We start from the raw sequence: 23,357 nt of genomic DNA, 5'->3' as shown, positions 1-23,357 counted from the left end.
ATTAGGTAGATCACGGGTGATCATAAACCGCCAGATCGGGTTCACAATGCAAAAAAGGGGACTATTCATTTTTATCCTTTCAATCGGAAGCTGGCTTGCCAATTCTACACAAGCCGTCAGTCAACCCAAACTTTCGCTCGCCGGAGAGTGGCAACTTCGTTTAGACCCCGCCGATCTGGGTTTGCGGGAACACTGGTGGCAAGGAACCTACCCCGATCGGGTGAAACTGCCGGGTTCTTTAACGGAAAACGGAAAAGGAAATGACATTACCCTGCAAACACCCTGGGTGGGCGATGTCATCGATAGCACGTATTTTTTCGCGGACAGCTACAAAAAATACCGGGAAAACCCCATCAAAATACCGTTCTGGCTCCAGTCCGTCAAGTATTACGCCGGCCCGGCCTGGTATCGACGCCAAATCGAAATTCCCGCCAACTGGGCCAAAAAACGCATCACGCTGAATCTGGAACGCTGCCATTGGGAAACGATGGTATACGTTAATGGCCAGTTCTGCGGCACACGCAACTCCCTCGTGGCTCCCCACCAGTTCGACCTGACCAAACACCTGCGACCGGGCAACAATACCATCGCCATTCGGGTCGATAACCGGTATAAACTGCACATTGGCCCCAATTCTCACAGCGTTGCTGATCATACGCAAACCAACTGGAATGGGCTGGTCGGTGATTTGTCGTTAACCACTGAAGCCCCAACGTATATTGAAAACGTTCAGGCCTTTCCAAATCTGGCGACTCAATCGATCAACGTGTCGCTGGCGCTTCGCCAGCCCCGGCACCAGGAATTTCAGGGGAAGCTGATTCTACAGGCCCGGAATTTGCAAAAAAATGGCGCGGCTTTGCCGGAATTCACGCAGCCCGTTCGGTTCAACAGCGAAGAAACCACGTTGACTCCGTCGTATGCCATACCCAATCCACAGCTTTGGGACGAGTTCAACCCCAACCTGTACAAACTGCAGGTTCGGCTGGTCAGCGATCAGGGCGAGTTGCTATCGGAACGGGAGGTGACGTTCGGAATGCGCGAAATGGGTACGAGCGGAACGCGGCTGGCCATCAACGGTCGTCCGATTTTTCTGCGGGGCGACGTCGAATGCGCTACGTTTCCGCTGACGGGCTATCCGCCAACCACGGAACCGTATTGGGAAAAAATCATGAAAACCGCCAAAAGTTACGGCCTGAATCACCTGCGCTTCCACTCGTGGTGCCCGCCCGAAGCGGCTTTCGACGTGGCCGACCGGCTTGGCGTGTATCTGTACGTAGAAAGTCCGCTTTGGGCCAACCAGAGCAGCGCCGTCGGAACCGGTGGCGTGATCGACGATTTCATTTACCAGGAATCGGAACGCATGCTGAAAGCGTACGGCAATCACCCGTCGTTCTGCATGATGTCGTACGGCAATGAACCGGCCGGACCCGAGCAGAACGAGTTTCTGGGTCGCTGGGTCGATCACTTCAAACAGAAAGACAACCGCCGACTCTACACCAGTGGCGCGGGCTGGCCGATGATTCCTGAAAGCCAGTTTCATATCCATTCCGACGCCCGGATTCAGCGGTGGGGCGAGGGTGTGAAAAGCATCATCAACGCGGGAACGCCCAAAACCAGCTACGACTGGCGCGAGATTACCAAAACCGCTACGGCTCCCTACGTCAGCCACGAAATCGGGCAATGGTGCGTTTATCCGAATTTCAAGGAGATTGCCAAATACACCGGCGTGGTGCGGGCGAAAAATTTTGAAATCTTCAGAGAAACGCTCGAAGCCAACGGCATGGGCGATCAGGCCGAAGCGTTTCTGCACTCGTCGGGTCGCTTGCAGACGCTCTGCTACAAAGCCGACATCGAAGCGGCTCTGCGAACGCCCGGTTTTGCCGGTTTTCAGTTGCTGGGCTTGCACGATTTTCCGGGACAGGGCACCGCGCTGGTGGGCGCGCTGGATGTTTTCTGGGAATCCAAAGGCTACACGACTCCCGAGGAATACCGCACGTTTTGCAGCCCGACGGTTTTGCTGGCACGCATGGAAAAGCTCGTGTATGAAAACAATGAAACACTTCAGGCGGCTGTGGAAATCGCTCACTTTGGCGCGGGCGAATTGACCAACCAAACCGTGCTCTGGCAGGTGCTGGATGCAGCCGGAAAAGTGAAACGGAGTGGTTCGTTAACCAAAGATAAAATAGCGATTGACAACCTCCAGTCGGTCGGGACCATTCAATTGCCGCTCGCGGGATTCAAAAAACCGGAGATGCTTACGCTGAAAGTCGCGTTGAAAGGGGCTGAGAGTACGAATTCCTGGAATTTCTGGGTCTATCCGGCGGGTGTTAACGCCGATGCGGCTACGGGGAAAGTCATCGTTGCCCACACCTTGACGCCCGATGTCGTCAATCAATTGCAGAACGGTGCGAACGTTCTGTTGCTGCCCTACGGACACGTCAAAAAAGGCAAAGGGGCCGAAGTGGAGATTGGATTTTCGAGTGTTTTCTGGAACACATCCTGGACCAAGGGGCAGGCTCCACACACGCTTGGTCTGGTTTGCAATCCGGCTCACCCGCTGTTTGCCAGCTTCCCGACCGAAGCCAGCAGCAACTACCAGTGGCAGGATCTGGTCAGCCATTCCCAAACCGTCATTCTGAACGATTTTCCGAAAAACCTCCGTCCGCTGATTCAGCCGATTGATACCTGGTTTGAAAACCGCCGGTTGTCGCTGGCGTTTGAAGGCCGGGTTGGCAAGGGAAAATTGCTGATATGCAGCATCGATCTGGAAAGTGATCTGGCCAAACGCCCGGCCGCCCGGCAGTTGAAATACAGCCTGCTGAACTACATGAACAGCGGCCAGTTTAAACCCGCGAACGAGCTGGCACTCGATCAGGTAAACCAGTTGTTTCAGGCCGAAACGTCTCTGCTTACGCCCGCTAAAAACGACTAAAACTATTTTGAAAGACCTCTATTTATGGCTTTGCAGGAAGTAACTGTGTGGGAAGAATCGGTTGTGATTCCCACCTATGGTGTCGGCGCACCCGAAAAAAATCCGATGTTTCTGGAAAAACGGGTGTATCAGGGCAGTAGCGGGGTGGTGTATCCGCACGCCGTGATCGAAAAGATCGACGATCACAAGGAGGACCGGACGTATCAGGCGGTTTTTCTGGAAAACCGCTACCTGAAAATCATGGTGTTGCCCCAGTTGGGCGGGCGGATTCAGATGGCCTACGATAAAATTAAAAACCGTCATTTCGTCTATTATAACCAGGTCATCAAACCGGCACTGGTCGGGCTGACGGGGCCGTGGATTTCGGGCGGAATTGAGTTTAACTGGCCACAACACCACCGCCCCAGCACCTTTGAGCCGGTGGATTATACGACCGAAGCGCATCCCGACGGTTCCAAAACCGTGTGGGTCAGCGAGGTGGAACGGATGTTTCACACCAAAGGCATGGCCGGTTTTCGGCTGTATCCCGACAAAGCCTACCTCGAAATTCAGGGCGTGCTGTACAACCGTACGCCCGTTCCCCAGACTTTTTTGTGGTGGACGAATCCGGCCGTCAAAGTAAACGATTACTACCAGTCGGTTTTTCCGCCGGATGTGTATGCGGTTTTCGATCACGGAAAACGAGATGTTTCGTCGTTTCCGATTGCCACCGGGACGTATTACAAAGTGGATTATTCGCCGGGGACGGACATTTCCCGGTATAAGAACATTCCGGTGCCGACGTCCTACATGGCCGTGGCATCGAAGTATGATTTCATGGGCGGTTATGAACACGACAGCCGGGGCGGTTTGCTGCACGTGGCCAGCCACCACCTGTCGCCGGGCAAAAAGCAGTGGACCTGGGGCAACGGCGAGTTCGGCTACGCCTGGGATCGCAACCTGACTGACGAAGACGGGCCGTACATCGAACTGATGACCGGCGTTTTCACGGACAACCAACCCGATTTTTCGTGGATCATGCCCAACGAGGAGCGGACGTTTGTGCAGTATTTCATGCCCTACAGCGAAATCGGCATCGTTAAAAACGCCACGAAGGAAGCCGCTGTCAATCTGGAACTTACCGACAAAACCGTTCAGATCAGTGCGTATGCCACCGCCGTGTACGCCGGAGCCGTCATTCGATTGACAAAAAATGGAGACGTGGTTTTTGAACAACGGATTGAGCTTTCGCCGGAACAACCGTTTCTGCATGAAATACCGCTGGAAATTCAAAACCCCACGCAACTCCGCCTGAGCGTCGAAACCACTGACGGCCTGGAATTGGTCGCTTACCAGCCCGACGAGCCTACGGAGACTACCATTCCGGAACCGGCCCAAGCCGCCCTGGACCCCGCCGAGGTGGAAAACAATGAACAGTTGTATCTGACGGGTTTGCACATCGAGCAATACCGCCACGCAACCTATATCGCCACCAATTATTACGAAGAAGCGCTGCGCCGTGATCCGAAGGATGTGCGCTGCAACAACGCCCTGGGGCTTTGGCATATGAAACGCGGTCAGTTCGCCAAAGCGGAACCGTATTTCAGGCAAGCCATTCAGACGCTGATCCAGCGAAATCCGAATCCGTACGACGGCGAACCGTATTACAATCTCGGCCTGTGTTTGCAGGGGTTGGGGCGGTATGACGAAGCTTTCGACGCGTTTTTCAAAGCCACCTGGAATGCCGCCTGGCAGGACACCAGCTTTCTGGAACTGGCTCGCATTGCCACCCGGCGAAAAACCTACACCCAGGCCCTCGAACTGGTCGAGCGGTCGCTGGCGCGAAACTGGCACGGCCATTCGGCGCGGCATTTGAAAGTCGCTTTGCTGCGGAAAACCAGGCGAACCCGCGAGGCTTTGCAGCTCATCGGCGACACCCTGGCGATCGACCGGTTTCACTTCGGCTGTCTATTTGAAAAATCGCTTATCGAGCAAACCAGCGACGCAACGGCTGCGGCCCAGACGCGGAGCCAGCTTAACGACCTGATGCGGTACAACGTCCATACCTACCTGGACTACGCGCTGGATTACAGCCGGGCCGGTTTGTACGACGAAGCGATTCAATTGCTCTCGGAATTGTTGAAAACCGGAAAAGCGGTTTATCCGATGGTGTATTACTTTCTAGCTTATTTTCATGCGCAGTTGGGACAGCCCGAAACCGCTCACGATCATCTCAAAAAAGCTACGGAAGCCAGCCCGGATTTTGTCTTCCCCAACCGGCTGGAAGAATTGACGGTTTTGCAATGGGCGGTTTTGCAAAAACCGGATGATCAGCCGATTAATCACGCCCATGCCTGGTATTTTCTGGGTAATTTCTGGTATGGCAACCGGCAATATGACGAAGCCATCGACGCCTGGGAGCGGTCCGTGAGTCTCGATGATACCTTTCCCACCGTTCACCGGAATCTCTCTTTGGCGTATTACAACAAACAGCAACAGGCCGACAAAGCACGGGTGGCACTGGAAACCGCCTTTGCACTGGATACTGCCGACGCGCGGGTACTGATGGAGTTGGATCAGTTGTATAAAAAGCTGAATGAGCCGCACGAAGAGCGGCTGGCACTACTGGAAAAACATCTTGATACAACCGAAGAGCGCGATGATTTGTCTTTAGAGAGAATCACGCTGTATAACCAACTCGGCGCGTATGAAAAGGCCCGCGACCTGCTGGCCGCCCGGCAATTCCATCCGTGGGAGGGGGGCGAAGGCAAAGTGGTGAGTCAGTACCTGATTTGCCACATCGAACTGGCGAAACAGGCGTTGCAAAATGCGGATTATTCGGAGGCCCTGACTTTACTGACGGCCGCTGAAACCTATCCGGTCAATCTGGGCGAAGGCAAACTGTATGGCGTGCAGGAGCCTGATATTTTCTATTTGAAAGGCTTGGCCTGCGAAGCGCTGGGCGAAACGCAAACCGCCCGGTCGTATTTTGAGCGGGCATCAGTCGGTCTGGATGCACCGGTGCAGGCGGTTTTCTACAACGATCAGCAACCGGATAAACTGTTTTATCAGGGACTGGCCCGGAAAAAACTGGGGCAGCATGAAAGGGCCGAAAAGCTCTTCAAGACGCTGATTCAGTACGGAGAAACGCACCTGAACGACGCCATCAAGATCGACTATTTCGCGGTATCGCTTCCCGATCTGCTGGTGTTTGACGCCGATCTGAACGAGCGAAACCGCATCAGTTGTCTCTATCTGATGGGCTTAGGTCATCTGGGCCTAGGAAACGGTCATGTTGAACAAGCGCTAGCCTGTTTTGATGGCGTACTGGCTAGCGACCGCAACCACCAGGGCGCAGCTTTGCACCGGAAAATGGTCGATTTTCTAACGGCGCAGGAAGTGTCGGGTTAAGATTTCCGGAGTTTGCGGAAGTCGCGCGGAGACACGCCCATGACGTGGGCAAAAACCCGGCTGAAGTGGTACGGGTCGCTGTACCCGATCTGATAGGCGACTTCCTTGATGCGCAATTGCGTGTTTTCGAGCAAACGACAGGATTCCTGAATCTTTAAAAAGGTAAAGAAATTGATGGGCGCACTTTGGACCTTGGTCCGGAAAACCGCCGAATAATGCGACGCCGACATGCCCGCAATCTGAGCCAGATCTTCCAGCGTCAGGTTCTTGCTCAGGTTCTCTTTCATGAACGCGATGGTTCGGCTGATCGGGTCATTTTCGGGTTGGGCAAACTGGTTGGGGTTATAAACCGCATTGTTGAACGTGGCCAGAAACCGCGACAGACTGCTGTTGGCATACACAATATTGTCCATGTTATACGACATTTCAACGTGCGACAGAATGTCGTCGAAGAGTTGAAACCGTTCGGGCTGGGGCGACACGGTTACCGGGGACGGATCGGTATCCTGCTTTAAAAACTGCAAAAAATGATGCGCGTTGGAACCGGTAAAATGCAGCCAGTAGATGGTCCAGGGATTTTGGGCGTCGGTTCCGTAGCGATGGGCGAGGTCAGCGGGCAGAATAAAGGCCTGGTTGGGTTTGACAAGGTATTTACGGTCGTTGAGAACGTACCAACCTTCCCCCTGAACGCAATAGATCAGAATGTGTTGCGGGCTTCCTTTCCGGCGTTCGCGGTCATGAAAAGCGGCTTTCGGATAATACCCAATATCGGTGATGTACAACGACTCACAAAGCGGATGAACGGCGATCAGTTTCTTTAACTCGCCCGGCAACACATAACTGCGCTGTCCGGCAAAGCCTTCTTTCTTTTTGATCATGTCGCAATATTATCTAGGTATGGGTTCGGAACGGTTTGTAAAAGTACGCATCCATACCGCTTTTTTTCTAAAAATTACCCGAATACTTTAACAAAACCACCATGGCAAAAACCGGGCTTAACGCCAACTATATTTTTGGAATCGCCTTCATTTCGGCCCTGGGCGGGTATCTGTTTGGCTTTGATTTTGCCGTGATTTCGGGAGCGCTGCCATTTCTGCGGGGCTATTTTGGGCTCACGGCCTGGTGGGAGGGATTTCTGACCGGTTCGCTGGCACTAGGCTGTATGCTGGGCTGCGTGCTGGCCGGCAACCTCGCCGACCGCTACGGACGCAAGCCCGGCCTGATGGTGGCGGCCCTCATTTTTGCACTCTCTTCACTGGGCATGGCCTTCTCCTCCACCTTACCGGTTTTCATCACCATGCGCTTTGTGGCCGGGATCGGCGTTGGGATGGCGTCGACGCTGAGCCCCCTCTACATTGCCGAAATTTCGCCCGCCGAAGTCCGGGGCCGGAATGTGTCCATCAACCAGTTGACCATTGTAATCGGGATTCTGATCACCAATCTGGTGAACTATGCATTGGCCGATAACGGCCCCGATGCCTGGCGCTGGATGTTCGGGCTGGGGGCCGTGCCTTCCGCCGGTTTTCTGCTGGGCGTGTTCTGGTTACCCGAGAGTCCGCGGTGGCTGGTGCAGAAAGGCAGGGTGCAGGAAGGCGAAACGATTTTGCGCCGGATTGGTGGCGAAGCTTTTGTAAAACAGACGGTTACTGCCATCAACCGCTCGATGGAAGGCGCCGAAAAACCGTCGTTGTCCATGCTGCTGGAGAAGGGCGTTCGCCCGGCGGTGATTGTCGGCATTGGCCTGGCGGTGCTGCAACAGTTGTGCGGAATCAATGTGGTTTTCAATTATACCTCCACAATTTTTGAGACCGTGGGCGCCAATCTCGACCGGCAGTTGTTCGAAACCGTAGCCATCGGAATTGTCAATCTGGTGTTCACACTGGTGGCCATGTGGCAGGTGGACAAACTGGGCCGAAAGCCGCTGATGCTCATCGGAACGCTGGGGCTGGCGGTGCTGTATGTGGTGATTGCGGTGTTGCTGAAAACCGGTGCGTCGTCGGGTTTGCTGTCGGTCTTCGTGCTGCTGGCGATCAGCGTTTACGCAACTTCGCTGGCACCCATCACCTGGGTTTTGATCTCGGAGATTTTTCCAAACCGGGTCCGTGGGCTGGCGTCGTCGGTCGCGATTCTGGCGTTGTGGGGGGCTTATTTCATTCTGGTTTTCACGTTTCCGATCCTCGCCGAACAACTGGGTACGTACGGACCTTTCGGGCTTTACGCGGTAATCTGCCTCGTCGGATTCTGGTTTGTCCGCCGGAATGTGCGCGAAACGAAAGGAAAAACGCTGGAAGAACTGGAAGATACCTTCATCGCACATTGATTTCATAAGATTATCCATCTTAATCGAAATTCTCTCTATTGATTTAGGAGCTGAAGGCTCTAATCTTTGTAGTTATGGAATTTAGCAAATAATCATTTGGATTTTATTGTGCCTACCATCAATTCAATCGGCTGATTCTGACTAATCAACTAAACCCTTAATCCTTTCTTACGTATGAATCATTCTATACGGTGTCTGCAAACAACCCTGGTATTGGTTTGCCTTACACTGACCACTTTTGCCCAGAGTCTGATTACGGGCAAGGTGGTTGGCGAGCAAAACGATGGCATACCGGGTGCTACGATTACCATAAAGGGCACGACCCGGGGCACCACAACCGATGCTTCCGGTGGGTTTCAACTGAATGCCAGCCCGAACGAAACGCTCGTATTCAGCTACGTGGGCTACGTGACCCAGGAAGCCGTCGTTGGCAACCGCACCAGCCTGACCATCAAAATGCTGACCGACACCCGCAGCCTGGAAGAAGTGGTGGTGGTGGGCTACGGTACGGTGAAAAAGAGTGACCTCACCGGTTCGGTTTCGACCATCAAAGCCGACGCCATCAAAGAAATGCCGGTGGTTTCGGTCGATCAGGCCATTCAGTCGCGGGCACCGGGCGTTCAGGTGACCCAGAGTTCGGCGGCTCCGGGCGGTGGAATTTCCATCCGTGTGCGGGGTGCCAACTCCATCAACAGCGGAAGTGAGCCGCTGTACGTCATCGACGGTTTTCCGATGTATCCCGACAATGGTGCCATGGGAACCGCAGGGAACCGGCAATCGAGCAACGCGATGGCCACCATCAACCCCAACGAAATTGAATCCATTGAAATCCTGAAAGATGCCTCCGCCACCTCGATTTACGGGTCGCGGGGTTCGAACGGGGTGGTTCTGATTACGACCAAACGCGGGAAAGAAGGCCAGAGCCGGGTCGATTATGAAGGATCGTACTCGTTCCAGCAAATTGCAAGGCCCATTGAAGTGTTGAACGGCAGTGACTACGCCCGGTATCTGAACATTCTGGAACGCAGTCAGGGCGGCAGTCCGCGGTTTACCGATGCTCAAATCAGCCAGATCGGCGAGGGCACCAACTGGCTGAATGCAATCACGCAAACCGGCGCGCTGTCGAACCACCAGCTTTCGTTTACCGGAGGAAACAAGGCGATGCGGTATGCCTTTGTCGCCAACTACTTGGATAACAAGGGAATTGTCAAGAATACATTTTTCAAACGGTACGGTTTTCGGCTGAACCTCGACAACGATTTCCTCAATGGCCGGGCCACGCTCAGCAATAGCTGGTCGTATAACCGGACGGGGAGCAGCAACGTGGCCACGGATCGGGGCGGTCCGGGCGGGATCATCATTACAGCCCTGGGCCTGGACCCGACCGTTGCGGTGTATGACCAGAATGGCAACTACAATTACCCGAGCTACGATCAGCGCTTCAACATCAACCCGCTGGCAGAAGCAGTAGAAGGCTACGACCGGGATAACATCAACCGGTTATTCGGGACGACGGCCCTGACGGTCAACATCATCGAAGGACTGAAATTCCGAACCAGTCTGGGCGCCGATGTCGTGAATGCCACCCGCAACACGTTTTACAACAACTACACCTTCACCGGGCGGCAATATGGCCGGCAACTGGAACGGGCCAACCGCAACGTCAGCAGCATCCTGAACGAAAACATCCTGAGCTACAACAAACAAATCCGGCCGGGCCACAACCTGGACGTAACGCTGGGATATACCTACCAGCAGGAAAGCAACCTGTTCAACTCGGCGTCGACGCGCGGACTGCCTTCGGATGATCCGGAGTCGGTTAACATGCAGAACGGTAGCAAACCGCAGATTCCCAATTCCGGGCGTCAGGACTGGACGTTGCAATCGTTGCTGGGCCGGGTGAATTACAACCTGAAAGACCGCTACCTGTTTACGGTCACGTTCCGGCGTGATGGTTCGTCGCGGTTTGGCCCGAGCAATAAATGGGCTACGTTCCCTTCTGCAGCCGTCGGCTGGCGTCTGGTAAACGAAGATTTCTTCCAGAATTCGGCCCTGAAAAATGTGTTTGACGACGTTAAAATCCGGGCCAGCTACGGTTTGACGGGTAATTCACAAATCCCGGTTTACCGGTCGCTGGGCGGTTTGTCGACCTACAATTATGTGTTTGGTGGCGGCCTGGCTGCGGGTTATGGTCCTAACCGGATTGCGAACCCCAACCTGAAATGGGAAAGTACGGCGATGCTGAACCTCGGTCTGGATCTGGCCCTGCTCAACAACCGCCTGTCGATGACCTTCGACGTGTTCAGCAACAAAACCACGGACCTGCTGCTGGATGTGTCCATCCCGCAAAGCACGGGTTTCAGCACCATCATGCTGAACTCCGGAGCGCTGACCAACAAGGGTATTGAGTTTTCCACCAACTACAAAATCTTCAACAATGCCGCCTTCAAATGGGATGTGAGCGGTAATATTTCGGTGTTGCGGAACGAGATCACCGATTTGGGCCAGAGCACGCCGTTCTTCGCCAACAGCACCAGCGGCCACCTTGGGGTTTTTGGTAGCTGGGTGGAAGCCGGGAATCCGATCGGCGTCTGGAAAGGGTACAAATACGTTGGCCTGTTCCAGACCGACGACGAAGCCCAGACCTTTGCCGCCCGCGCGGGCTATCCGAAATACGAAGACGTGAACGGCGATGGAAAATACACCGCCGACGATTACGTGGTGATGGGCAATCCGAACCCGAAATTCACCTGGGGACTGAATTCCAGTGTCAAGTTTAAAAACTTCGATCTTTCGATTTTCTTCCGGGGTGTTCACGGCAACGATGTGCGGAACCTGCAGCAATCGGAAATGGGTGACGGTGTTCAGAAAATCAACCAGATTGGCGACATCCTGACGGATTCGTGGACGCCGACCAATACCGGTGCCAGCCGCCCCGTGATCGATGGTCGCCGGGATTTCATCTCCTTCCGCCGGTCTTCGTTCTTCATTCAGGACGGTTCTTTTGTCCGGTTGCAAAACCTGGCGCTGGGGTATAACCTGCCGTTGCATACCAAATACATCCGGTCGGCCCGGATCTACGCCAGCGGACAGAACCTGTTCCTGATCACGAAATACAAAGGATTCGATCCGGAAGTGAACAACCAGGGCCAGAACAACCTGAACCGGGGTGATGACTACGACGCCTATCCCCGCGCCCGGATGTTTACGGTGGGAGTCAATCTTGGTCTGTAATTCGCTAACCCTACAATCTTTAAAGAGACATGAACCTGATTATTTCTTCCAAAGTCAAATCCCTGCTGATGCTATCGGTCCTGGCCACGGGCCTCGGTTGCTCGGATCTTAAGGAAAACCCCGACTTTATCAATCCCGATACCTTTTATAAATCGGCTACGGAACTGGAACTGGGCGTCAACGGTATTTACGACGATCTGAACTCCGGCTATTCCGGCTATTTCTACGACCGCTACGTATTTGAGTGTTTGACAGGCGACCAGATCGGCTGGGAAAAAGGCCCGCTGCAATACAACCTGGGTAACGTCAGCTCGGCCGATGAGTACATTGAGGCTTACTGGTCAATCAGTTATCGCTCCATCAACCGCGCGAATGCCGTGATTGAAATTGCCGATGCCATGAACGACCCGGCCAACGACGCCCTGGTGAAACGCCTGAAGGGTGAAGCCCAGTTTCTGCGGGCGTTCTATTACTACGGTTTGCTGAGTTATTTCGACAATCCTCCGCTGACGACCAAATCGACCAAGGGAATCAGCGAACTGCCGTCGAACGCGGGCGGAAAACGCGCCGTGATCGACCAGATTTACGCCGATGCCAAAGCCGCTGCCGAGGCATTGCCCGCAGCCTATACCGGTGCCAATGCCGGACGGGCGACGAAATGGGCCGCCAAATCGATCCTGATGAAAGCCCAGCTTTGGGATGAAAAATGGGCCGATGCCAAAACCACCGCCGAAGACATTATCAACAACAGCGGTTTACAGTTGTACGAAAACTTCGGGTACAACTTCGATCTGGCGCACGAAAACCAGGGCGAACGGATTTTTGAAGGCCAGGTTTCGGCAGCCGCCAACGCCAGCGAGTGGAATGTACACTCGGCCCACTTTAACCCCGAAGATTATCCGAGCGAACTGGGTGGTGCGGGCTGGAGCTGGTTGAGTGCCACGCAGGAATTCCGGGCTTCGTACGACAGCAAGGACAAACGCATCGATGCCACGTTCATCGAATCATATCCAACGGGCCGCCTGGGCAAAGTCAATGGGCAGTATCCCATTGTGAAATGGAGCCCGACGGCGGATTTCAACCTCTCCCGGTTCGGCGGGATCGTTAAAGCGGATGCGAATCCGGCCGATCCCAATCAACTGGTTTTCGGCAAAGCCTGGGCGGGCAAGCTCGTGGAACTGGGGATCAACTATAACAATACCGAAAAGAACACCATCTACATTCGTCTGGCCGACATCCTGCTGGGTCATTCCGAAGCCTGCAACGAAAGCAATACGGGCGACAAGTTTATGGGAATCAACAAGGTACGTGCCCGTGCCGGTCTGACGGCCCTGAGCGGTTTGAGCCAGTCGGCGTTGCGGGATGCGATCATCAAAGAGCGCGAGCAGGAGTTTGTGTTCGAACAGGTGATGTATCCGGAACTGCGTCGCAAAAGCAAACCGGGCGGACAGCCGGATTACCTGGGTGCGCGAATCAACCACTACATCACGAAATACAAAGTGGGCCGAACCCTCAAACCGCGCGATTATGTGCTTCCACTCCCACTGAAAGAGATGCAGGGCAATCCCAACGTAACGCAAAACCCGGTGTGGCAGTAATAAAGATCAATCAAAAAAGGGCTTTCACGAGCCCTTTTTTGATTTCTGTTTTTTAGCGACCTTGCCTGTATGAAGTACCTATTCCTGCTGCCGGTTTTCCTGTGTATCCTGGCTTGCGAACAAAAGCCGAAGACGCTGTTTACCACCTTGCCCGCTTCGCAAACCGGCGTCCATTTTCAGAATACCGTTACCGAAAACGACTCCTTTAACCTGGTCGATTATTATTACGTCTACAACGGCGGGGGCGTCGCGGTTGGTGATTTGAACAATGATAACCTGCCCGATCTGTATTTCACCGGCAATCAGGTGGGTGACCGGATGTATCTGAATACCACCAAACCCGGTTCGGATTCGCCCACCTTTGAGGACGTGACGGACAAAGCCGGTATTCAGAAAGGCGGCTGGTCGACGGGGGTCACGATGGCCGATGTGAATGCCGACGGACGCCTGGATATTTACGTCTGCAAATCCGGAAATTACGAAGGAAGCCGCCGGAAAAACCAGTTGTACATCAACAAAGGCAATTTTCAGTTTGAAGAAAGCGCCGAACGCTACGGTCTGGCCGATACCAGCTACACCAACCAGGCTACGTTTTTTGACTATGACAAGGACGGTGATCTGGACGTTTTTTTGCTAACCAGTACGAATCTGGTTCGCAATCCAAATCAGGTAACGCCGGTCATTGCCGACGGTTCCGGGCTGGCCAACGACAAACTGTTTCGCAACGATTCGGATGCGTCGGGACCCCGGTTTACGGACGTGACCAAAGCGGCCGGTATCCTGCACGACGGTTTTGGACTGGGTCTGACGGTGTCGGATTTCAATCAGGATGGTTGGGAAGATATTTACGTCGCCAACGATTTTCTGGCCAATGATTTTCTGTACGTCAACAACCAGAACGGGACATTCAGCGAAGTCAGTAAATCGTATTTCAAGCACCACAGCCAGTTTTCGATGGGCTGCGATGCCGCCGACATCAACAACGACGGCTTACCGGATCTGGTCGTAGCCGACATGCTGCCCGCCGACAACGAGCAGCGCAAAAAAATGGCAGGACCGGCTAACTATCAGCAGTTTGAAAGCATCACCCGGCAGGGCTATCACCCGCAGTTTATGCGGAATATGTTGCAGGTGAACGGAGGAAAAGCCGCCGACGGCCGGATGGTTTTCTCCGAAATCGGGCAGTTTGCCGGTGTGTCGGCCACCGACTGGAGCTGGTCGCCTTTGCTGGCCGATCTGGACAACGACGGCTGGCGGGATCTGGTCATCACCAACGGCTACCTCCGTGACATTACCGACCTGGATTTTGTGTCGTTCAACGATTCGTTTGCGCAGGGAAACCGCACGCCCGAAGAAATCAATGCGTATCTGCGGCAGGGCGCACCCAAAATGCCGAGCATCAAAAAGGCCAACCGGTTTTTCCGAAACCGTCATGATCTGACCTTTGATGATATGACCGCCACCTGGTTCGGCGCGGAAACCTCCCTGTCGAATGGTTCAGCCTATGCCGATCTGGACCGCGACGGTGATCTGGATTTGATTGTCAACAACATCAATCAGGACGCCTACATCCTGCAAAACAATACTGCCAACACCCATTACCTGCAAGTGAAGCTACAAGGCCCGAAACAGAATCCGTTCGGTCTGGGTGCTGAGGTGACACTCTACAGCAACGGGTTGCCGCAAGCGCATCACCAGACCGTTACGCGGGGCTATCAATCGTCGGTCGATTACATCATTCACTTTGGATTGGGTGCCAATAAAACCGTTGATTCCCTGCGGCTTGTCTGGCCGGATGGCAAATCACAAACGCTGAAAAAACCGGGTATCGACCGGCTGTTGTCATTGGATTACCAGCACGCTACCAAAACCGTTCAGCAATCTAAAAACCGCCCGGCTACGCTTCTAACCGATATCACCCAAACATCCGGGATTCAGTTTACCCATCAGGAAGAATCCTATCTGGATTACAACCAGGAACCGCTTTTGCCGCACAAGCTCTCGCAACAAGGCCCGAAACTGGCGGCAGGCGATGTCAACGGCGACGGTCTGGAAGATCTGTTCGTGGGCGGTTCGTTCCGGCATTACGGAAAATTGCTGATCCAGACGTCGGCGGGGCGGTTCATCGAAAAACCGTATACCGATGAATCCCAGTCCAAAGATGAAGAAGATGTCGGGGCGCTGCTGTTCGATGCGGATGGCGATGGCGACAAGGACTTGTACATTGTCAGTGGCTCCAACGAGTATTACGATGGTTCCGAGTATTATCAGGACCGGCTGTATTTGAACGACGGAAAAGGCAAATTTACGGCAGCAACCGACCGATTACCGGCCATCCGGCACAGCGGTTCGTGTGTGCTGGCGGTTGATGTGGACAAAGACGGCGACCTGGACCTGTTCCGGGGTGGGCGACTGAAGGCGTTGCAATATCCATTACCCGGCGAAAGCTATTTATTGATTAATGACGGCGGACGCTTTCGGGATGCGACGGATGAGCTGGCACCCAACCTGCGGAACGTCGGCATGGTAACCGATGCGGTTTGGGCCGACATCGACCGCGATTCGTGGCCGGATCTGGTGGTGGTGGGCGAAATGATGCCGATTACGGTTTTCAAAAATAACCGGGGGAAGTTTGCCCAGGTGTCTTTCGACGCGCTAAAGGGTTCGGAAGGGTTCTGGAACTGCATTCGTTCGGGTGATTTCGACCACGACGGCGATGTTGATTTTGTAATCGGAAACCTGGGGCTGAACAGCCGCTACCGGGTGTCGCCCAGCCAGCCGATGCGCGTTTACGCGGGTGATTACGACAATAACGGTCGGCTCGACGCCATTGCTACGTATTATCTGGACGGGATTGAATACCCGATTGCGTCCCGCGACGAGCTGGGCAGGCAGTTGCCCCTCATCAAAAAGCAGTTTACGAATTACGCCCTCTACGCCAAAGCCAAAGTCACCGACCTGCTGACGCCTGAACGACAGAAAATCAGCACGGTTTTGCTGGCTTGCTGGCAACAAAGTGTAGTTCTCGAAAATACCGGCGGCAGTTTCCGCATCAAACCGCTACCCGCGCTGGCCCAGTGGGCCCCCATTCAGAGTTTGCTGGTGGAAGATATCGACCAGGACGGTCATCTGGACGTGCTGGCGGTCGGAAATGCGTACGATGCCGAATCGGTGGCGGGGCAATATGATGCCATGACGGGGCTGGTGCTGAAAGGCGACGGGAAAGGCGGTTTTCAGCCGATCCTGTTTCCGCAAAGCGGTTTTCTGGCGGATGGCGATTGCAAATTCATCGTTGGACTCAACAGTCCGGCCCAACGGCTGATTATGGTTTCTGCCAACAAAGGCGCGTTGCAGGTTTTTCGTCCCCGGAAGAACTAGATCACGGTTCTATGGTGCTTCGCCCAGCATTGGCCAGAGCGTTTTGCAATAGTCCGTGATTTCATATTCGATGAGGACGGGCGTTTCATCATGTGCCGTTCTGGTTACCAACTTATTCATTTCCAATTCCTTCAACTCTTTTGAAAGCATCCTGAACGTAATATTCGGGATGCTTTTGGCAATTTCCCGGTAGCGCTTGTGGCCGCTGCTTAGCGATACGATGATCAATACTTTCCATTTTACCGCATCAATTTCAAAGGGGCCTTTTTTTCGGTGCAGCGCACGTTGCCGTATTTAAATGATGGCGCTTCCATTATCCTGACTTCCAGCGCCGTAAACGAAAAAGGGTTCAGCAATGGGGCGGCTTATTCGGCAACAAAAGCCGCCGTCCGTTCGTTGGCCCGAAGCTTTTCGACCGAATTGATGGACCGAAATATCAGGGTCAATGTTTTGTCGCCCGGTGCAATTGATACCCCATTTTTCGGTAGGGGTGGTGCTTCGCAAGCGGAAGTCGATGGCACAAAAGAATATATGGCCAGCATTATCCCCGCGAAACGGTTGGGCACGGTTGAGAAAGTTGCGGAAGGATTTCTCTATTTAGCCTCCGACGCTTCGAAATATATGGTCGGTTCCGAACTCGTCATGGATGGTGGTGTGAAAACGCTGTAACAGGTTACCAATACCGTAAAATTATCCATGAAAAGCAAAATTTGCTCCATTCCGATTAGGATTATGACTGACTAAATTTGTGTAGAACCAATACCGCCCATTTGGGCCGCGTATGAACACAAAAGTAATCGGAGTCAGTGGAGCCGTGGTAGGTGTGGGCTTGCTGCTCTCTTCCTTCCTGGGCTGGTTCGAGGAGCGCGTCGACTTCAATACCCAGGTCAAACCGCTGCTGAATAAAAACTGCATTGCCTGCCACGGGGGCGTCAAAAAGGCCGGGGGATTTTCCGTGTTGTTCCGGCACGAAGCCGTCGCACCCACCAAATCGGGCAAACCCGCCATCATACCCGGTGATGCCGACGCCAGCGAGATGATCCGCCGGTTGACGCTGACCGATCATGACGACCGGATGCCGCTGGATGCGCCCCCCCTGAAACCGGAAGAAATTGAAACCCTCCGCAACTGGATTGATCAGGGCGCTGAATGGGGTGATCACTGGGCGTATACCCGCATCGAAAAACCGGAAATTCCGAAAGTGGGTACGTTCTGGAGCCGGTTGGGAATATCCATTCCGGGAATGGCTAAAAATGACGAAACCGACTGGGTTAAAAACGAGATCGATCCGTTTGTGCTCGAAAAACTCCGGGGCCAATCGCTGAAACCCTCGCCGGAAACCGACCGCGCCACACTCATCCGGCGCGTTACCCTCGACCTGACCGGTTTGCCACCCACGCAGCAGGAAGTGGCTGATTTTGTGAAGGATCAATCGCCGAATGCCTACGAAAAGGTAGTGGATCGGCTTCTGGCCTCACCGGCGTACGGCGAACGCTGGACGGCGCTCTGGCTTGATCTGGCCCGGTATGCCGATTCGAAAGGCTACGAAAAAGATACCGAACGAAAAATCTGGCGGTACCGCGACTGGGTCATCAAGGCTTTCAATCAGGATATGCCCTACAACCAGTTCACCATCGAACAACTGGCGGGCGATTTGTTGACCAACCGCGACGGCGGACCGCCAACGGACGACCAGTTCATTGCGACCGGTTTTCACCGCAACACGATGACCAACGATGAGGGCGGTACGCAGGATGAGGAATTCCGGGTTGCCGCGGTGCTGGATCGAGTCAACACGACCTGGGACGTGTTTCAGGGAACGACGTTTGCCTGTGTGCAGTGTCACAGCCACCCCTACGACCCGTTTGTTCACGATGAATATTACAAGTATCTAGCCTTTTTTAACAACACCCGTGACGAGGACGTCCAGACCGATACGCCGACCTTGCGGTTCTTCAAAGATCAGGACTCGGTGAAGGTGGCCGAGTTGAAAAACTGGGTGGCATCGCATACCAAGCAACCCCAGCCGTTGCAGGAACTGGTGAATTTTATCCGGCTGACGGAGCCTAAAATCAACTCGCACGATTTTGATCAGTACGTCAACGCGTCGCTGCTGGATGCCAAGTTTTTCGGGGCGCAGCACGGCGGATCGGCGCGAATCAAAAGCGTCAACCTGAACGGAACGAATCGCCTGATTATGGCGATCGGAACGAATGCCGAAAAAGCGGTTTTGACACTCCACCAGGACAGCCCGACCGGCCCGACGCTGTTGACCATTCCTGTACCCAAAACCGGGAGCCAGTGGCGGGATACCGTGATGATTTATGCACTACCGACGGTTTCGGGGCGTCATCATCTGTACCTGACGATGGACAGCCCGAAGCAACCGAAGGATTGGACGATGATTAAATGGGTGTCGTTTCGCCCCGCCTTACCGGGGACCTCCACTGCAGTTTTGGGCGAAATGGATTTTAAACTCCAGGCTGTGTTGAACGCCAAACCGGAATCGACGCCGGTTCTGTATGAAGGAAAGGGCGATTTTGCCCGGAAAACGCATGTGTTCGACCGGGGCAACTGGCTCGTGAAAGGAAAACCGGTGCAAGCCGATGTTCCCAAATCGCTGCCACCCTTGCCTACTGATTCAACCGGAAAACCGGTTCCCCGAAACCGACTGGGACTCGCATTGTGGATGGTCAACCGCGATCATCCGCTGACCGCCCGGGTAGCCGTCAACCGCTTCTGGGAGCAACTTTTCGGAACCGGTCTGGCCGAAACGGTGGAAGATCTGGGAACGCAGGGCATTCCGCCCACCCACCGGGAATTGCTGGATTATCTGGCCACCGAATTCATGGAAACCGATCAGTGGTCGGTGAAACGCCTGCTGAAACGGATGGTTCTGTCAGCCACTTACCGCCAGCGTTCGGAAGCTTCGGCAGACTTGGTCGCGAAAGATCCGTTTAACCGCTGGCTGGCGCGCGGTCCCCGCGTGCGGCTGACGGCCGAGCAGGTTCGCGACCAGGCGCTGGCAACCAGCGGTTTATTGAGTTCGAAACGATTTGGTCCGAGTGTGAAACCGTCGCAGCCCGATGGCATCTGGCAATCGCCCTACAACGGCGAGAGCTGGAAACTGAGCGAGGGCGAAGACAAATATCGCCGGGCGTTGTATACCTACTGGAAACGCACGTCACCGTATCCGTCCATGATCACCTTCGACAGCCCAAGCCGGGAGTTTTGCCAGGTTCGGCGCATTCGGACGAACACGCCTTTGCAGGCTCTCGTTACCCTAAATGATCCGGTTTTTGTCGAATCGGCACAAACGCTGGCGGCTATCATGCAGAAACACGGAAAAACCGCCGACCAACAAATTCAGGCTGGTTTTCGGCAGGTCATGCAGCGAAATCCGGCCCCTCAGAAACTGGCCGTGCTGGTGAAGCTGTATCAAAAAGCGGAGATGTATTACCAACAGCATCCGACCGATGCGCAGAAGTTACTGGCCCGGCAAGATGCCACTCCGCAGTTGGCGGCTTTGACGATTACCGCCAATACGATGCTCAATCTGGATGAAGTGATTACCAAAGAATAACATGAAAAAGCTCATCAACGAATTACAACAGGCGGCTGCCCAGCGCGAAACCCGACGGCATTTTTTGCATACGTGTTCCACCGGGTTGGGTGCCATGGCACTGGGTTCCGTTCTGGCTAGCTGTGATTTTTTGGGGAAATCCGACGATAAAAACTCCTCCGTCACGAGCGCACAGCCGCTGGGCAATGACGACCGATCCCCGACGGCGGTGCGTCCGGCGCAGTTTGCGGGCAAAGCCAAGCGGGTGATTTACATCCACATGGCCGGGTCGCCGTCGCAACTGGAATTGTTTGATTACAAGCCCGAACTGGCGAAATACAACGGCAAAGACTGTCCGCAGGAATTGCTGACGGGGAAGAAATTTGCCTTCATTCGGGGCGTTCCCAAAATGCTGGGTCCGCAGGGAAAGTTTGCGCAACACGGTCAGTCGGGAGCCTGGGTTTCGGATTATCTGCCGCATTTGCAGGGTGTGGTGGACGAAATCACGTTTCTGAAAGCCATGCACACCGACCAGTTCAACCACGCTCCGGCGCAGCTGCTGATGCATACGGGAGCCGCCCGGCTGGGACGGCCCAGTATGGGTTCGTGGGTGACCTACGGTCTGGGAACGGAAAATGATAATCTGCCCGGTTACATCGTGCTGGCGTCGGGCGGCAAACAGCCAGATGCCGGCAAGTCGGTCTGGGGGAGCGGTTTTCTGCCGTCGGTGTATCAGGGCGTTCAGTGCCGGACGGAAGGCGACCCGGTTTTGTACGTTTCCAATCCGGATGGGATGTCACGGGACATGCGTAAAAACACCATCGATGCCATTTCGGAAATCAATCAACAACAGTACAACGACGTCAAAGATCCGGAAATTCTGACGCGAATTGCCCAGTATGAGCTGGCGTTCCGGATGCAGATGTCGGTGCCGGATGCGATGGATATCAAAGGCGAACCGCAGTATATGCTTGATCTGTACGGCGTTGACCCCAACAAAGGTTCATTTGCCCGGAATTGCTTACTGGCCCGGCGGCTGGTGGAGCGCGGGGTGCGTTTTGTGCAGTTGTTTGACTGGGGCTGGGATTCTCACGGTACGGACACGAGCACGGCTATTGATCTGGGACTGCACGAAAAATGCCGGCAATCGGATCAGGCCGTGGCGGCTTTGCTCCAGGATCTGAAGCAACGCGGTTTGCTGGACGATACGCTCGTAGTCTGGGGGGGCGAATTTGGCCGGACGCCCATGCAGGAAAACCGCGATGGTCAGACGCTGCCGTTCATGGGCCGCGATCACCATTTGGATGCATTCACGGTCTGGATGGCGGGTGGTGGCGTCAAACGCGGTTTTTCATTCGGCGAAACCGATGACATCGGCTATTACGGCGTGAAGGATCAGGTACACGTCCACGATTTACAGGCGACGATTCTGCATTTGCTGGGGTTCAATCACGAAAAACTCACGTACCAGTTCCAGGGCCGCCCGTTCCGACTGACCGATGTGGCCGGAAAGGTGGTGAAACCTATTCTGGCGTAAGTTCCGGCCCTTGGCTACTGGCTTCGTCTTTCACCACCAGTTGCACGGTATACCGGCTTTTCTGCTCCAGCAGCAGCTTTTTATGGACCAAAACCCGGTCGATGGTTTTTTCGTCGTAGTGGCGAATGGTGATGAGTTCCAGACCCTCGTTGTAAGTAATCCGAAAGTTTTCCTGCAAATGGGGCATCAAACGAGCCAACCGCTCCGGCCGGTGATCGACCACGACGGAAAAGCTGATGGCGGTATTTTGCATCAGGTTGATTTTCACGCCATATTCCGCAAAATGTCCGAAAATCTTGCTCAGATTTTCTTCCGCAATAAACGAGAAGTCTTTCGGATGCAATGAAATCAGCGTCTGGTTCATCTTGAAAATGAACGACGGAACGGGGAGGTGTTTCTCAAAATGCCCGATCACCGTTCCGGGCTCCTGCGGTTGCAGAAACGACCGGACGTACAATGGAATATTCTTATTCTGTAACGGTTTGATGGTTTTCGGATGAATAACCGTAGCGCCGTAATAGGCCAGTTCGATAGCGTCCTGATAAGTCAACTGGTCGATTTTAACGGTTTCATCGAACCATTTCGGATCGGCGTTTAAAACGCCCGGCACATCTTTCCAGATCGTAACGCGCTCAGCATTCAGGCAATAGGCAAAAATTGCTGCCGTATAATCCGAACCGTCCCGGCCCAAAGTCGTGGTGTAGCCTTCGCCTGTGTTGCCAATAAACCCCTGCGTGATCACGACGCTGGTTTCGATCAGATCGGCGAGGGTGTCCGTAATGTGTTCACCGGTTCGATCCCAGTCTACCTTGCCTTCGCGGTAGGTATCGTCCGTTCGAATTAACCGCCGGGCATCCACCCAGTAGGAGTCCAAACCGGATTGGTTCAGGTGGGCATTGAGAATGCGCGTCGACAGCAGTTCACCAAATGAAACCAGTTGGTCGTATACTTTATCCGCATTGGGTTCCGGCTCCTCGGCAAGCAGGGTTTCTAGGTCGGAAAACAGCTCGTAGACACCCTCAAATGGTTCCCGGTTATCACCAGCCAAATTATCGATCACTTGTTCGTGACGCGCCCGGATGTGCTGCCAGATCGTGTCTTTGGCCGCTTCCCGACCGAGATAGGCCCAGGTCAACTTTTCCAGCTCATTCGTGGTTTCACCCATTGCCGACACCACCACCACCAGTTGCTTCGGTGGCTGCTGTTGAATGATTCCGGCCACGTTGCGAATTCCCTGCGCATCTTTCACCGATGCCCCGCCGAATTTAAATACCTGCATTGTCAGAAAGTAGAAATGAATACGAACGTGGCCGGATTACCGCTGCGATTGAAGAGAGGAAGTCGGTCGTTTCCGCACCCATCCATCGGTTCAATCACACTGGTAACCCGGCCACGTTGCTGAGTAA

12 protein-coding genes are annotated in these 23,357 nt (G+C 54.2%); 9 read left to right on the top strand and 3 right to left on the bottom strand.

Features of this window, described 5'->3' with window-relative positions:
* Positions 1-46 precede the first annotated feature (46 nt).
* Together FH871_RS18530 and FH871_RS18525 are read left to right on the top strand one after the other, a co-directional pair.
* Complete coding sequence (locus tag FH871_RS18530; protein ID WP_138992904.1) at positions 47-2,932, top strand: sugar-binding domain-containing protein; 2,886 nt, start codon at positions 47-49, stop codon at positions 2,930-2,932.
* A 24-nt stretch (positions 2,933-2,956) separates the two neighbouring features.
* Positions 2,957-6,322 carry a DUF5107 domain-containing protein gene (locus FH871_RS18525; RefSeq protein WP_138992903.1) on the top strand — a complete coding sequence of 1,122 codons (3,366 nt, stop codon included), beginning with the start codon at positions 2,957-2,959 and terminating at the stop codon, positions 6,320-6,322.
* Here the strand turns inward: FH871_RS18525 and FH871_RS18520 are convergent.
* Entirely contained in the window at positions 6,319-7,200 is an 882-nt protein-coding gene (locus tag FH871_RS18520; protein WP_138992902.1) for an AraC family transcriptional regulator, read from the bottom strand. The two genes, FH871_RS18525 and FH871_RS18520, sit on opposite strands and share 4 nt — an antisense overlap.
* 101 nt (positions 7,201-7,301) lie before the next feature.
* Between FH871_RS18520 and FH871_RS18515 the strand changes: the two genes are divergently transcribed.
* From FH871_RS18515 to FH871_RS18500, 4 genes are all read left to right on the top strand, one after another.
* Positions 7,302-8,642 (top strand): sugar porter family MFS transporter, encoded by a 1,341-nt coding sequence (locus FH871_RS18515; protein WP_138992901.1) that lies wholly within the window; start codon positions 7,302-7,304, stop codon positions 8,640-8,642.
* A gap of 174 nt (positions 8,643-8,816) precedes the next feature.
* On the top strand, positions 8,817-11,876 hold the full coding sequence (locus tag FH871_RS18510; protein WP_138992900.1) for a TonB-dependent receptor: 3,060 nt from the start codon (positions 8,817-8,819) through the stop codon (positions 11,874-11,876).
* A gap of 29 nt (positions 11,877-11,905) precedes the next feature.
* Positions 11,906-13,474: a RagB/SusD family nutrient uptake outer membrane protein gene (locus FH871_RS18505; RefSeq protein ID WP_138992899.1), complete on the top strand. Its 1,569-nt coding sequence runs from the start codon at positions 11,906-11,908 to the stop codon at positions 13,472-13,474.
* 69 nt (positions 13,475-13,543) lie between these two features.
* Positions 13,544-16,852, top strand: a complete 3,309-nt coding sequence (locus FH871_RS18500) for a VCBS repeat-containing protein (RefSeq protein WP_138992898.1) — start codon at positions 13,544-13,546, stop codon at positions 16,850-16,852.
* Between the two features lie 9 nt (positions 16,853-16,861).
* Here the strand turns inward: FH871_RS18500 and FH871_RS18495 are convergent, their stop codons facing one another.
* Positions 16,862-17,080 (bottom strand): helix-turn-helix domain-containing protein, encoded by a 219-nt coding sequence (locus FH871_RS18495; protein ID WP_229317379.1) that lies wholly within the window; start codon positions 17,078-17,080, stop codon positions 16,862-16,864.
* 45 nt (positions 17,081-17,125) lie between these two features.
* Between FH871_RS18495 and FH871_RS18490 the strand changes: the two genes are divergently transcribed.
* The 3 genes from FH871_RS18490 to FH871_RS18480 all read left to right on the top strand — a co-directional run bounded on the left by FH871_RS18490 (position 17,126) and on the right by FH871_RS18480 (position 21,951).
* The gene (locus FH871_RS18490) at positions 17,126-17,521 is read left to right on the top strand and encodes an SDR family oxidoreductase (RefSeq protein WP_212768247.1); all 396 of its coding nucleotides are present in this window, start codon (positions 17,126-17,128) and stop codon (positions 17,519-17,521) included.
* 112 nt (positions 17,522-17,633) lie between these two features.
* Complete coding sequence (locus FH871_RS18485) at positions 17,634-20,435, top strand: DUF1553 domain-containing protein (RefSeq protein ID WP_138992895.1); 2,802 nt, start codon at positions 17,634-17,636, stop codon at positions 20,433-20,435.
* Position 20,436: 1 nt separating this feature from the next.
* A complete protein-coding gene (locus FH871_RS18480; protein WP_138992894.1) occupies positions 20,437-21,951 on the top strand; it encodes a DUF1501 domain-containing protein in 1,515 nt (504 codons plus the stop codon).
* Here FH871_RS18480 and FH871_RS18475 read toward each other — a convergent pair.
* On the bottom strand, positions 21,938-23,230 hold the full coding sequence (locus FH871_RS18475) for an aspartate kinase (protein ID WP_138992893.1): 1,293 nt from the start codon (positions 23,228-23,230) through the stop codon (positions 21,938-21,940). The genes FH871_RS18480 and FH871_RS18475 overlap by 14 nt on opposite strands.
* Between the last annotated feature and the right edge of the window lie 127 nt (positions 23,231-23,357).

This window comes from Larkinella sp. C7, assembly GCF_006149005.1.
Lineage (GTDB): Bacteria > Bacteroidota > Bacteroidia > Cytophagales > Spirosomataceae > Larkinella.
Note: the sequence above shows the minus strand (reverse complement) of the source record. Positions and strands in the feature narration are given on the sequence as shown.